The 12,683-nt window shown below is 41.5% G+C and carries 12 protein-coding genes, 1 rRNA gene and 1 pseudogene (1 of these 14 only partly in view); 6 read left to right on the forward strand and 8 right to left on the reverse strand.

The features are described 5' to 3' along the window. Positions 1-688 (reverse strand): 23S ribosomal RNA (locus BV372_RS34115) (its annotated part extends 1,196 nt beyond the left edge of the window); the annotation flags it as partial. Between the two features lie 1,385 nt (positions 689-2,073). On the opposite strand from BV372_RS34115, the gene nuoB reads away from it, so the two are divergent. Next, positions 2,074-2,808 (forward strand): NADH-quinone oxidoreductase subunit NuoB, encoded by a 735-nt coding sequence (nuoB, locus tag BV372_RS34120; protein ID WP_086691845.1) that lies wholly within the window; start codon positions 2,074-2,076, stop codon positions 2,806-2,808. A 200-nt stretch (positions 2,809-3,008) separates the two neighbouring features. Beyond that, the gene (locus tag BV372_RS34125) at positions 3,009-3,233 is read left to right on the forward strand and encodes a DUF4327 family protein (RefSeq protein ID WP_086691847.1); all 225 of its coding nucleotides are present in this window, start codon (positions 3,009-3,011) and stop codon (positions 3,231-3,233) included. Positions 3,234-3,418: 185 nt separating this feature from the next. Here the strand turns inward: BV372_RS34125 and ndhI are convergent, their stop codons facing one another. The 3 genes from ndhI to BV372_RS34140 all read right to left on the reverse strand — a co-directional run bounded on the left by ndhI (position 3,419) and on the right by BV372_RS34140 (position 7,126). Continuing rightward, the gene (ndhI, locus tag BV372_RS34130) at positions 3,419-4,015 is read right to left on the reverse strand and encodes an NAD(P)H-quinone oxidoreductase subunit I (protein ID WP_086691850.1); all 597 of its coding nucleotides are present in this window, start codon (positions 4,013-4,015) and stop codon (positions 3,419-3,421) included. Positions 4,016-4,259: 244 nt separating this feature from the next. Further along, entirely contained in the window at positions 4,260-6,716 is a 2,457-nt protein-coding gene (gene lon / locus BV372_RS34135; RefSeq protein ID WP_086691853.1) for an endopeptidase La, read from the reverse strand. Beyond that, a complete protein-coding gene (locus tag BV372_RS34140) occupies positions 6,713-7,126 on the reverse strand; it encodes an Hsp20/alpha crystallin family protein (protein WP_086691856.1) in 414 nt (137 codons plus the stop codon). Before BV372_RS34140 ends, lon begins: the two co-directional genes overlap by 4 nt. Before the next feature lie 853 nt (positions 7,127-7,979). On the opposite strand from BV372_RS34140, the gene BV372_RS34145 reads away from it, so the two are divergent. Beyond that, the gene (locus BV372_RS34145) at positions 7,980-8,639 is read left to right on the forward strand and encodes an HMA2 domain-containing protein (protein ID WP_086691859.1); all 660 of its coding nucleotides are present in this window, start codon (positions 7,980-7,982) and stop codon (positions 8,637-8,639) included. A gap of 141 nt (positions 8,640-8,780) precedes the next feature. Then, positions 8,781-9,767, forward strand: coding sequence for a phosphatase PAP2 family protein (locus BV372_RS34150; RefSeq protein WP_086691862.1), 987 nt, complete (start codon positions 8,781-8,783; stop codon positions 9,765-9,767). A 14-nt stretch (positions 9,768-9,781) separates the two neighbouring features. Here the strand turns inward: BV372_RS34150 and BV372_RS34155 are convergent, their stop codons facing one another. Beyond that, the gene (locus BV372_RS34155) at positions 9,782-10,402 is read right to left on the reverse strand and encodes a Uma2 family endonuclease (protein ID WP_086691865.1); all 621 of its coding nucleotides are present in this window, start codon (positions 10,400-10,402) and stop codon (positions 9,782-9,784) included. A 216-nt stretch (positions 10,403-10,618) separates the two neighbouring features. Here BV372_RS34155 and BV372_RS38525 point away from each other — a divergent pair, with 216 nt between their 5' ends. After that, entirely contained in the window at positions 10,619-10,798 is a 180-nt protein-coding gene (locus tag BV372_RS38525; protein ID WP_373270823.1) for a hypothetical protein, read from the forward strand. 117 nt (positions 10,799-10,915) lie between these two features. Further along, positions 10,916-11,290 (forward strand): hypothetical protein, encoded by a 375-nt coding sequence (locus tag BV372_RS34165; protein ID WP_086691868.1) that lies wholly within the window; start codon positions 10,916-10,918, stop codon positions 11,288-11,290. 35 nt (positions 11,291-11,325) lie between these two features. Here the strand turns inward: BV372_RS34165 and BV372_RS36985 are convergent, their stop codons facing one another. The 3 genes and pseudogenes from BV372_RS36985 to BV372_RS34175 form a co-directional block, all read right to left on the reverse strand. Continuing rightward, complete coding sequence (locus tag BV372_RS36985) at positions 11,326-11,481, reverse strand: hypothetical protein (protein WP_179198332.1); 156 nt, start codon at positions 11,479-11,481, stop codon at positions 11,326-11,328. A gap of 21 nt (positions 11,482-11,502) precedes the next feature. Beyond that, complete coding sequence (locus BV372_RS34170; protein ID WP_086691871.1) at positions 11,503-12,033, reverse strand: hypothetical protein; 531 nt, start codon at positions 12,031-12,033, stop codon at positions 11,503-11,505. A gap of 40 nt (positions 12,034-12,073) precedes the next feature. Then, a pseudogene (locus tag BV372_RS34175) lies at positions 12,074-12,619 on the reverse strand (pyruvate kinase); the annotation flags it as partial. Between the last annotated feature and the right edge of the window lie 64 nt (positions 12,620-12,683).

Raw genomic sequence — 12,683 nt, forward strand, 5'->3', positions numbered from 1 at the left:
CTTCAATAAAATATTTGCGCCTATTTCAGACTCGCTTTCGCTGTGACTTCGACATTATCGTCTTAATCTGCCAGTGCCTATAACTCGCCGGCTCATTCTTCAACAGGCACGCGGTCAGACGTTAAATCGTCCTTCCACTGCTTGTAAGCTTACGGTTTCATGTTCTATTTCACTCCCCTATTGGGGTTCTTTTCACCTTTCCCTCGCGGTACTTGTTCACTATCGGTCACACAGTAGTATTTAGCCTTACGAGATGGTTCTCGCTGATTCACACGGGATTCCACGTGAGCCGTGCTACTTGGGATGCAGCTAGTATCGTTTCACTTTCGACTACAAGACTTTCACTTTCTCTGGTGCAGCTTTTAACTGCTTTGTCTAGTTAATAGATTCCATGTCGCTGTCCCACAACCCCAGTTGTATTGACAACTGGTTTAGGCTGTTCCCGCTTCGCTCGCCGCTACTAGGGGAATCGAATTTCTTTCTTTTCCTCCAGCTACTAAGATGTTTCAGTTCGCTGGGTTGGCTCATACCTGTCTATATATTCAACAGGCTGTTCTTGGGGTTGCCCCATTCGGACATCTCCGGCTTAATGTTTACTTCCAACTCCCCGGAGCATTTCGTCGGTAATCACGTCCTTCTTCGCCTCTGTGTGCCTAGGTATCCACCGTTAGCCCTTATTAGCTTGACCACAATCAACAATTGGTGTCTGTGAATTTGTTATTAGTCATTTGTCAAGAGTCATTTGTATGCACTACTTCGCTACTGACAAATGACTGTTGACGGTTGACTAATGACAGTTTCTACCTGACAAGTTGCTATGTAATTTTCAAGGTTCTGTCTGGATTTTAACTCCAGCATTCTCTCTAGCAAAACTAGATAAGGTGCTGAAGAAGTTTGATGTACAGAGTTCAATTTCAATAATACTAATGTACTAGCTAATTCGCCCCTCAACAGTAGGCAGAACCGAACTTGTTGATGGGTGGTTCTACCACACTGCTGACTTGAACCAAGTGAAAGTTTGAAAGCCAAGAGCGCCAACCTCAAGCCACCTAGGAATAATCCAATTTTAGATTTGCGATCGCCGATTTCGCACTCAATCTAAAATCAGATTGGTTTTCGTTTTCAGTATAATGTTTTGAGTTTGTTTGATTCTGGTTGCAGAGACGCGAGCAGTTGCGTCTCTACACTCCAAAATCTAATAGTTCTTTCGTTATAGTGTGGGGGGCTTATATCTTAATTTGCTCCCAAATATAAATCTTGTATAACGAGGTGTTATTGCTTGAATTGGCTTTCAAACTATTGCTTTGTCTTGGTTCTGCGTGTCAGCTTGCTTTGTTTTCACTCTTCTAATATAACAAGAAAATCTTTAGGTTTTTGGAGTATTAACCGTACTTTTTGAGGATGGTTACACTACTTTTACTTGGCGTTAAAAAGTTTATTTTACGCTTGCTTGTATCCGCATTAAGCAAAAGGTTAGTCCTCTACACTTCTCTAGTATAGCGATATCCTTTAGAAGGTGTGGGATATGAACTGTACTTCTTTAGTGCGGTTAACTTCCTTCATCAAGAAAGTTCTAAACTAGACCTAATATTATGGCTAGTTGCCTTTGCCTTGCTGATTTTTCAAGGTTCATTATGTCAATTAAATTTATTTACTTGACACTTCCCTAATATAACTAGATGTACTCATACTTGCAGTAGGGCAAACCGTAATTATAATTAGTGTTTACGCTACTAGAAGCTCTAATGTAAAATTTTGCGTCAATAACATTTTGTAAGGTGGCGATGCCCACCGTACTACTAATATCAACACATCCTTATTAAAGAGCAAGGGAAAACATCAACATTTATCTTATAAAAAATATTTGTATTAAATCAAACAAATAAATTTAATAAACTTCTCATGCTTTTGGCAGAAAAAAGTAAAAATATCAGCTTTTATCTTAAAACAATAAAGTTAAAAACTTGCCATGTTCAGCTTGCATCAGAAGAAGCTAGTGAAAATTTAATTAAATATATATAATTAAATTTTTCTGATCTATTAGCCTTTTTTTCTAAAAGTTTGGCTCAACTTATGAACTCTAATGATATTGATTCAAGTGATTCATTTAGTAAAGAAAGATTAATTGCTCCTTTCAGTTATGGGGTAACGAATCAGCTATCAGAAAATGTAATCTTAACGACATTAGATGACCTCTATAACTGGGCAAAACTTTCCAGTTTATACCCACTTTTATACGGTACAGCTTGCTGTTTTATTGAATTTGCAGCCTTGATTGGTTCGCGGTTTGATTTTGACCGATTTGGTTTGATTCCTCGTGCTAGTCCGCGTCAAGCTGACTTAATTATTTTGGCGGGTACGCTCAATATGAAAATGTCGCAACCAACGATGCGGCTTTACGCTCAAATGCCTGAACCAAAATATGTTATTGCAATGGGAGCGTGCATGATTACTGGTGGAATGTTCAGTGCTGATTCTCCAACTGCTGTGCGCGGGGCCGATAAAATCTTGCCAATTGATGTTTACGTACCTGGTTGCCCGCCCCGTCCAGAAGCGATTATGGATGCTATCATCAAGCTGCGTAAAAAAATATCAAATGAATCGATTCAAGAACGCAACAAGATTTTGCAAACACATCGCTACTATAGTACTACTCATCAGATGAAGTCGGTAGAGCCAATGTTTACGGGGAAATATCTGCGATCGCCCGCACGTGAAAAACCGCCAGAAGCTTTGGCGCAAGCAATGGGAACGCCGATTCCTCCAGCACTTCAAACTATTAGACAACTGGAGCAATCAAATGGTTAAAATCTTTCTTTAAACAATCAAGATAAATCCGCTTTCTCAACTCAAATTTTCCTGATTCCGCAACAGGTTTCTCCTGTCTCTAGCGAATGGCTGTATAGCTCCTTGGGGTTTCCCTAAAGGAAGCCCTTTCCTTATCTTTTAAATAAATTGTTGAGATTAATTGGAAATTTTATTTTTAATATTCTCAGGGAAAATGGCTTATGAATCAGCCACAACATTATGATTTAAAATTTATTCAAGATAAAGCCCGTTATCTTATAGAAGAAGGTTTCATTGGACGTTATCAACCTATTTATGCTCTGGCTTTGTATGTCAATTTTTGTGAATGGGCTTTGTTAGAGAGTAATTTAAAACAGAGAAATCTTCATATAGGCGATCGCATTGCCAATTTTATTGGTGATGAGTGTTCGGATAATCAGACTTAGTTATAAATATAGTATGCCAATTTAGAGAATCGACTTCTTTCTTAAGCAGAAAATAGATAATATCAAGAGCTAAAGTTTTTGAAATTTTAGCTCTTGATAGGAACTTGAGATCCAAAAGTTTTGCTTTGGATACTTGTGCGAAAAAAAATCTATTACTTGCGTAACTCCTAAAATCTCGCAAACAATTAGTCGTTATTATTGTTTTTTTCTGCTTCCAAAATCTCTGAAGGAAGTAGACCAGCCCGATGCGCATCAGGAGGAATATCGTGGGGATTCATCACGCCTTTGGGTAAATAGACCAATTCTCGTAAGGGAGTTACCATAGGGTCGAGAGTAACTTTGTACGGAAGTCTTCCCATCGCCACGTTATCCATGTTTAACTGATGGCGGTCATAAACACTAAGTTCATAGTCTTCTGTAAATGACAGACAGTTTGTCGGACAGAATTCAACACAATTTCCACAAAAAATGCAAACACCAAAGTCTATGCTGTAATGATTTAATTGTTTCTTTTTCGTTTCTTTATTGTATTGCCAATCGACAACGGGTAGATTAATTGGACACACACGCACACAAACTTCACAGGCAATACATTTATCAAATTCAAAATGAATTCGTCCGCGAAAACGTTCTGAGGGAATCAGCTTTTCGTAAGGATATTGAACTGTAATTGGGCGGCGGCGCATGTGGTCAAATGTTACAGATAAACCTTGCCCAATATAGCGAGCGGACTGAAAGGTTTCTTTAGTGTAATCACTAATTTGTTTTAGAAATTTAAGCATTAATCAAATAGAGCGAGGGAATAGGGAACAGGGAAAGAAACGAAAAAAGGAGTTTAAGAGTAGGTTACTTTTTTCAAAAATAAAATAGGAGTCCTATAAGTAGTAGCGTAATAGCCACTTTTATATTTAACTTCCGTCAAACGAAAGGGCTTTAAGTTAAGTTAATTTGTAACCAGAAACACAAGCTTTTTTGCGAAGACTTTCTTTGTATTACCTTTCCCAAGTGGAATTTGGAAAATAATTCTTATACAGATACAGCTTCTGGTTGTTGTGACAATGCTTCATTTAGTACTTCCTGTGCTGAATCAGCTAGTATAAACCGTAACTGTTGCCGCACTTCCAGAGGCACATCATCTAAGTCAGCTTCATTGCGGCGCGGTAAAATTACCGTCTTCACTCCAGCTTGGTAGGCCGCTAGTACTTTCTCTTTGATACCGCCTACGGGTAACACCTTTCCTCGCAGGGTGATTTCTCCGGTCATCGCGACATCATTCCGCACTACCCGCCCGGTGGTCAAGGATGCTAAGGCAGTGAGCATGGTAACGCCAGCCGAAGGCCCATCCTTGGGAATTGCCCCCGCTGGTACGTGAACGTGAACTGTCTTACCTTGAAATACAGCGTCGTCTATTTGCAATTGTTCAGCATTTGACCGCAGATAGGAAAGTGCAGCTTGTACAGACTCGCGCATGACATCGCCTAGCATTCCCGTGATTACTAATCTTTCTTCATTCCCAGGTATCATCGCTGCTTCGACAAACAGTACGTCCCCACCAACAGGCGTCCAAGCCAAACCAGTTGCTATCCCCGGCCTGTCGATGCGTTCAACTACTTCATTTATAAATCGCGGTCTTCGCAGATATTCAGGTATTTGTTCGGCATTGACATAAATTGGTGTTGTTGCACCTTCGCTAATCCGCCGTGCGATTTTGCGAATCACAGCAGCGATTTCTCGCTCTAAATTACGAACACCTGCTTCGCGGGTATATTGCCGAATAATTCGCCCCAGCGCTTCATCATCCATTGTGACTTCATCAGCACGCAAACCGTGGGCGCGAATTTGCTTAGGTAAAAGGTAGCGACGGGAAATGTGCAATTTTTCCGCATTTGTATATCCTGCCAAACTCACCACTTCCATGCGGTCGAGGAGAGCCTCAGGGATGCTATCTGTGGTGTTGGCGGTGCAAATGAATAGGATGCGGGAAAGGTCGAAGGGTACACCTAAGTAGGTATCCACGAAAGTATAATTCTGGGCTGGGTCTAATACTTCCAGCAATGCTGCTGAGGGGTCGCCTTGGAAACCTATACCAAGTTTATCTACTTCATCAAGCATAAATACTGCATCCGCAGCATCAGCACGGCGTAATGCTTGAATAATCCGACCTGGTAATGCACCAATATATGTACGGCGATGTCCGCGAATTTCTGCTTCATCGTGGACTCCACCCAAACTAATGCGGATAAACTTGCGTCCCATTGCTCTGGCTATCGATTGACCAAGGGAAGTTTTGCCGACACCAGGAGGACCGACAAAACAGAGAATCGGTTCGCGCCTGGCTTCATCGGCGTTTGTCTGTGGTACTGGCCCGGCGATCGCTGCGTGTTCTGCTTCTCCTGCACCTGTGAGAGAAATTTCTGCTTGGCGTTCTTCCCGTAATTTTTTGACTGCCAAGTATTCGAGAATCCGGTCTTTAATTCTTTCTAGGTCATAATGGTCTTCGTTGAGTACTTCTTGCGCGTAGAGAATATCAATTGTCCCGCCTGTAGTCTTGTTCCACGGCAAACTCAGCAACCAATCTAGATAGGTGCGAATGATTCCATGTTCTGGTGAGGCGGCGCTTAGGCGTTCTAAGCGTCCTAATTCCCGTTCTGCTTCGGCTCGTGCTTCTGCTGGTAAATTCGCTTGTTCAAAGTGCTGGCGCAATTCTTGTAACTGCGCTTGTTCTGGATCTTCTTCGCCTAGTTCGCGCTGAATTGTTCGCAGTTGTTCGCGCAATATCACTTGGCGCTGGCGTTTAGATAGCTCCTCCCTAGTTTCGGACACAATCTCAAACTCTAACTCGCGCACAGCTAATCCCTGTTGCAGCAGTTCTATTAACCGCCGCAACTGGTCGGCGATCGCTTCCATCTCTAAAATAGATTGGCGATCGCTCGACTCTAAAGGGACATTTGCAGCGGCGAGATATACCATCTGTCGTTCATCGGTGAGATTTTCTGCGATTGTTACCAATTCATCTGGTAGCTGCGGTGATAGCCTGACCAACTGCTGAAATACTCCGCGCAAAGTGCGCATAAGTGCTTCTGTTTCTGTCCCTGGATCTAGGCGTTCGGGTAGTGGATTGATCCGCGCTAGTAAATACGGCTCAGTCTGTAAAAAGTCCGTTAGTTGAACCCGCTCTAAACCTTGAACAATCAAGCGGATAGTACCATCAGGTCGCCGCTGAAATTGCCGAATAATTGTTGCTGTTCCAACTGTATACAAATCCTCTGGTCTGGCGGGGCGGACTTCGCGGTTGTGTTGCGCCACCATTGCGATTATTCGGTTTCCCCGCATGACATCATCTACCAGCTTAATAGAACGTTCTTGACCAACAGCAATTGGAGCGATCGCCAAAGGAAAAACTACCGTGTCACCTATAGGCAACACAGGCAAGGCATCAGGAATTGTTACCGTACTAGTATTGTTTAAGTTTGTAGCCGTCATGACAATTCCTCCTCCGCTTTTGGTAAAGTTACGTAGAGAAACCCAAGTTCGTAGCGAGCCTCAACTGCCTCTTTGTCGATGGCAATTGACAACGGTATCTCTAAGCGAAAAGGCCCGTAATGAATTTCTACAGCATGAAACTGCATTGGTTTATCTGGAGATTCCCAACTTCGCATCCCTTCAATTACCAAAGCATCGTGGTAAAGAGTAATATCAAAATCTTCCTCCTTCATCCCTGCCAACTCAGCTTTTACAATTAATGCTGTAGGTGTTTCATATAGATCTGCTGCTGGTTGCCACTGTGGTTCAGATAACGTCAGCAAGCTCAAATTTTTCAAGTTCCTAAAGGGTTTGAGTCCGATGCTGGAAATAACTTTTGCGTAGCGATAACCTAGGCGACGATAACGCATAACTTTTGCTCTTAAAGCGGCAAATTTTTCAGGTATTGCTGAATAACGTAGAAAAATAATACTTTTTATAGATGAGATTGATTAGCTATGAATTCTCTAGGAATCCAGCTTAACTATTGAAAAAATTACTTACTATTGAAGCTAAATTGTCGGGTGGGCAATGCCCATCTGTGTACATCTCAGAAATTAAATATGAATTTTATATAAGAATCTGGTTTGATTTTTTCAAAAATAATCTACTCTTCTTCCTAAGTTATTTTCTGTTGCCTGTCTTTTACCCCTATTAGTAAGTTCACAAATCAAATAGGAGTATAAGAATACATCCGTCAGAATTCAGGAGCCAGAAGGGTTAAAGAATGAGGAGAAACATTTGATGAATCAATTTACTAATTTCCTAGATTACCTCTAAATTCTGACTTCTGACTCCTGGGTGCTGAATTCTTACATAGGAGTGCTATATCAAATCTAAGCTATAACAATTATGAGTATCATTCCTTAACCTTGAGAATGATTTTTAGAAGTTAGAAAATCTACTACTTGACTCTAGATTTATATCAAAATTATTTGTAATAATGCTTACAGTTGAGATTCATGTGTATCGAACCGCCAAGCCGCCAAGTCGCCAAGAGCAAAAGGGAAGATGTTCATGAATCATTTGAGGCTGCTATTATTCAGCATTCTTGATTGAGTTAACTAGACTTGCAAAAAAACTTTTCACGATGCAATATAAAAAGTAATCTTAAAGATAATTAATAAATATTTATAACAGTGGAAGCTAGATTAGAAACAAATATCCTTTAAATGCTGAAGATGGGCTTTATTATTTCCTATTTTGCAACCAAAATATGAGAGTATGGCTTCTAGAAACATCACTAATTTTGATAAAAACGCTGTTATCGAAGGACATCGGCCACAACGTCAAAAGCCAACTAAGAGCGTAGCTAATAAAACAGCGCCACTGCCAAACATATCTTATACTGTTGTCCATGCAATTCCGGGCAGGATTCGTTTTCGTATTCCTCGGCTAGCCAAAGATTCTGAGTATGCCAATAAACTCCAGCGATTGATAGAATCCGATGCTAGAACTACAAATGTTCGGATCAACTCTTCAGCTGCATCAATTGTGATTCATTATCAACCAGGAGTAATTTCGGGTGACCAAATGCGATCGCATCTAGTTAATCTGATTCAAACTGCCCCAAATATAGCAATACCCGCCCCAGTCACAGCAAAAACAATTGCCAGAGCCATCTTTGATGCTTTGCTCAACCTGATTGATAGTACACGTAACATTAACAGAGCACGTACAGCTATTCAGCATCGAGAGGTGAAAACAGATACTTGGGAGCGAGTACTAAGTAGCGCCAAAGCTTTAATCAAAGGGCTAAAATCTACCATCATGTTTATCTTGCCCAACAAGCAGTGGCGATCGCAAACTAGCAAAAAGAAATTAGGCCAGCCATTAGCACCGCCAGCTATCGCTGTAGACAAACATCGCCTAGCTTTACCATAACTGATCGCGGCATCGAGATCAGGCGTAAAGTTGATTTTAGTAAGCAAAAGCAGATATTGCTTGCTCATTTGCGTAATTCACGCACTCATGAGAACTATCGAAAATTTTTGGACTTTATTTAACGCGATCGCAAGTTGAAAAATGGGCACTTTAAATTTTGATAAACTTCCCAAGGAAAACCTTTCAGTCAAAACCATACATAGCGCTGTTAAAGGCAGAGCTAGATATAAGGTGAATGGACTTTATGGTTCAGAAGCTCTGAAAAGATACTTGGGATTGAGATTGTCAAAAGCGGAAGGAATCGCACAAGTAAGTGCTAATACTTGGACAGGAAATGTGCTGGTGATTTTCCACCCTAATTTTAGCCCCAGTGCGATCGCTTTACTTCTTCAAGATATTGTCTTAGATTACGCAAAAGAAGTCAGAACATTAGCGTTAGAGACAGCTCATATCAGCACTGCCATAGAAAAAGCCAAAATACCTAAAACGCCCGCTCAGAAGCAATCAAATCAAGTAAATAATCAATTAATTCTGGCATCGGGGGCTATTTGTACTTTTGTCTTAGGAGCCGGACTACTTCATAAATACAGTCTGGACAGAAGTATTTTGTTAGCAATTCAAAACCTGCACACGCCACTTCTAGATCGCATCATGCTGGGTATTACTTCTCTAGGCGATCCACTGGCTTTGGTGTTGATTTGTTTGGGAGTAGAATTTTATCTGCTTTATTATCGTCGTCCTCAAGCCACTAGGTTAGGTTTAGCCACAGCCAGCGCCATAGCCTTAAATTATGCGTTGAAAGTGCTTTTTGGTAGGGCGCGTCCAGCACTGTGGGAGCGTATTATTCATGTAGGTCACCACAGTTTTCCTAGCGGTCATGCAATGGTGTCAATAGTGATTTATGGTTTCATCAGTTATATTTTGGTGAAGCAATTTCCTCAATGGCGCAAACAGATTTCAGCCTTGAGCGTTGTCTTAATTCTGGCAATAGGTTTCAGTCGGCTTTACCTGGGCGTACACTGGCCTACTGATGTGTTAGCTGGCTATGCTATAGGTTTAGCGTGGTTAATTGCATGTATTCTCACCTTAGAAGTGCAGCCGAAATATAGTTTATTAGTTGCACATTGACAAAAAGCCATAATTTAATGCGGAAAGCTTTGAAAAATTTGTTCGGCATTCAAATGTAATTCCGGGAAAGCTTGTGAGATGAGGTTATCGCTGTTTCGGAACTGCCGGACTTGGTATTCTCCCTCAACTAATGAGTAAACCGAGATCGTGGGTTGTTTAGGATTTCCGATAAACCGCCTACCGCCTAAAGCGGCGTAATCTATAATCCAGTATTCGGGGATGCCTATTGACTCATAGTCAGCCGCTTTTTTTAGATAATCATCTCTCCAGTTGGTACTCACCACTTCAACTACTAAGGGAATTGATTCTGCAAAGCTTACAGTTGATTCTTTTTTCCACAAAGGCTCATTCACTAAATTAGGTTGATTTAATATCAGCACATCTGGTGAATAAGCTGATTCACCCTCCAGTGGTTTGACAAACGCTGTCTTGGGGATGAAATAAGGAAGTTTTAGCCGCCTAATTTCAGCAGATATCTCTAGCGCTAAAAAACCGATAACCTCTTCATGATCGCCAGTTGGTGGTGGCATTTCAACAATTACTCCGTCATGCAGTTCATAGCGTCGTGGCGAATTTTCTGGATACCAAGCGATAAAATCATCAAATGTTACTAGCGATCGTTTGGCTTGAATCATAAATTATTTTCTGTATCGCTTTAATATTGATTGCTAGCTACAGAGCATATCTCAAACATATCTTTTTTACCCTTTAAGCTGCAAGCGCTCGAAAGTAGGCATCAACCGACCTACAACCATTAAATGGTATGGGCACGGCACCGAAAGATTTTTACTATGGACAGATAGATATATTATTGATGTTCCCTACAGTGTATTGTTACGTCTGACAATGCCATTGCATCGGGTAACAATGCGATTGTATCGGGTGACAATGCCATTGTATCGAGTAACAATGCGATTGTATCGGGTGACAATGCCATTGCATCAGGAAACAATGCCATTGCATCGGGTGACAATGCGATCGCATCGAGTAACAATGCCATTGCATCGGGTGACAATGCGATTTTTGTGTAGATGCAATACATACTGAGGGCACAGCAGTGCTATGCCCCTACGATAGATTTTTATTTTACTGATAAGTTTTTTGTAATTATGGGTACATTAAATATGTAATTTACCACTGAGGCTTCTATGCCAGCCCAAGATAAAACACGCCGTTTACCTCTTCAAGCCATTAGTCAAGATATAAGTGCATGGCACGGTTTGCAAACTATCAGCACCTACGATACAACCCGTGCTGATGCTTCTGTTGCCAAGTTACAGCAAGCTTATCAGGCGATGTTGGCGCAGAAACAAGCGGAAACTGAAAAGCTAACTTTATACCGTGCGGCGGCGGATGCGGCGCGATTAGCAGAGTGGGAATTTCACAATGCTGTCTTAGCGATGAAAGAAGTCATACGCGGACAATATGGATCGGATAGCGATCAAGCCCAAGCGGTGGGATTGAAGAAAAAATCAGAACGCAAGCGTCCTCAGCGTAAAAAGTCAGATGCGATCGCAAGTTAATAGGAAGTATGCCATTTTGGCAAATTGCCCTCAGACTAGAAGTCTGGGGCTACAAAAACAAAGCCTGCGGAGGCAGGCTCAATATCAGTCCGCGCAGGCGGACTTGGTTTGTGTAGCCGCGAATTCCATTCGCCAGATGTTTCTTCCAAAGTGGGATGCTCCCAGTTAATCAACCAAAGATGACGAATCATCAAATGATGATCTGCTGCCTTTCAATCTCTAGGGTTTTGCTCTAGATACTGACGCACTCCTACACTCATTGCTAGTAGGTTGGGTTCGATATTTTTTCCCAAGAAATCTTCGACTACATGGGCAATAGTACCTGTGAGGAAAAATGGTACTCCCTTAATTTTTTTGGGGTCAATTACTAGTTCGCCACGGCTTTCAATTATTGTATTATTGCCGTCTTCCAAAAAGCGATTTGTGCCAGAACACTGGACTGCTTCTGTAAAAGCGTGAGTTTCAATCCGCCATATTAGTTTAAAGTCAGCTTCATTCCAGGTATTGTATTCTGTCCAAGAAAGCATATCTTCACTGAGTACAGCTCTTGCTGCCGCAGGAATTTCACTACCACCGTGCCATTCGTTCACACTATCAACCTTGCCATCTGCTTCACGACGCGACTTAACTTTGATGTAGCGCACGTTTGGCATATAGGGAACTAACTCAACAAGTTTGTCTCGATAGGTAGCATAAACTAGGGAGCGTGGAAAGGGAATTTTAGTATCAGCACTAATAAGCATTTAATCAATACCACAAAAATAGAAACATCAGGAGAAATTACTAGGAGTTTAACGCTTGCAACTGAGGAGTCTTTTTCTGTTGATGCGCCTGCATTCTGGTTAAGACATCATCCAGAATCGTGACAGCCTCGGCGATAAATGGTCCCTTATTTAACATGACACATTCCGCCCGCTCCGCCATTGCAGCATCAGCGATTTCAGCGCGCGAGGGAATTCCTGTCTCCACCAAATTTTCTAAAACCTGTGTAGCCCAAATCACAGGTATATGAGCAGCTTTGCACAGCCAGAGAATTTCTTCTTGAATTTCTGCCAAACGTTGATAGCCAATCTCGATTGCTAAATCGCCTTTGGCAATCATAATGCCAAAGGGCTGTTTGCCTGCTGCCTGCACAATTATTTCTGGAAGATTGCGCACAGCTTGAGATGTTTCAATTTTCGCCACAATCGCAGGAGAATTATTCGGCATCCTGCGTTGTAACTCTCGTTGCAAAAGCTCTATATCTGTTGGCTTTTGTACAAAGGAATAGCCGACAATATCAGCATTCGCTGCCACAAAATCTAAATCTTGCAAGTCTTTTTCTGTTAGTGGATTAAGAGGATGTTTGAAAAGTTGGAAGTTAAGTAAAAAAAGCTCTCAGGGCATAAGCTGT

The sequence above is a fragment of the Nostoc sp. T09 genome, assembly GCF_002154695.1.
In the GTDB taxonomy this organism is placed as follows: Bacteria; Cyanobacteriota; Cyanobacteriia; order Cyanobacteriales; family Nostocaceae; genus Aulosira.

Excerpts from the sequence above, each read along its gene's own strand:
- BV372_RS36985 (WP_179198332.1), bottom strand. The coding sequence starts at position 11,481 with ATGATTCGTCATCTTTGGTTGATTAACTGGGAGCATCCCACTTTGGAA.
- BV372_RS34125 (WP_086691847.1), top strand. The coding sequence starts at position 3,009 with ATGAATCAGCCACAACATTATGATTTAAAATTTATTCAAGATAAAGCC.
- BV372_RS34165 (WP_086691868.1), top strand. The coding sequence starts at position 10,916 with ATGCCAGCCCAAGATAAAACACGCCGTTTACCTCTTCAAGCCATTAGT.
- ndhI (WP_086691850.1), bottom strand. The coding sequence starts at position 4,015 with ATGCTTAAATTTCTAAAACAAATTAGTGATTACACTAAAGAAACCTTT.
- nuoB (WP_086691845.1), top strand. The coding sequence starts at position 2,074 with ATGAACTCTAATGATATTGATTCAAGTGATTCATTTAGTAAAGAAAGA.
- BV372_RS34140 (WP_086691856.1), bottom strand. The coding sequence starts at position 7,126 with ATGCGTTATCGTCGCCTAGGTTATCGCTACGCAAAAGTTATTTCCAGC.
- BV372_RS34170 (WP_086691871.1), bottom strand. The coding sequence starts at position 12,033 with ATGCTTATTAGTGCTGATACTAAAATTCCCTTTCCACGCTCCCTAGTT.
- BV372_RS34145 (WP_086691859.1), top strand. The coding sequence starts at position 7,980 with ATGGCTTCTAGAAACATCACTAATTTTGATAAAAACGCTGTTATCGAA.
- BV372_RS34150 (WP_086691862.1), top strand. The coding sequence starts at position 8,781 with ATGGGCACTTTAAATTTTGATAAACTTCCCAAGGAAAACCTTTCAGTC.
- lon (WP_086691853.1), bottom strand. The coding sequence starts at position 6,716 with ATGACGGCTACAAACTTAAACAATACTAGTACGGTAACAATTCCTGAT.
- BV372_RS34155 (WP_086691865.1), bottom strand. The coding sequence starts at position 10,402 with ATGATTCAAGCCAAACGATCGCTAGTAACATTTGATGATTTTATCGCT.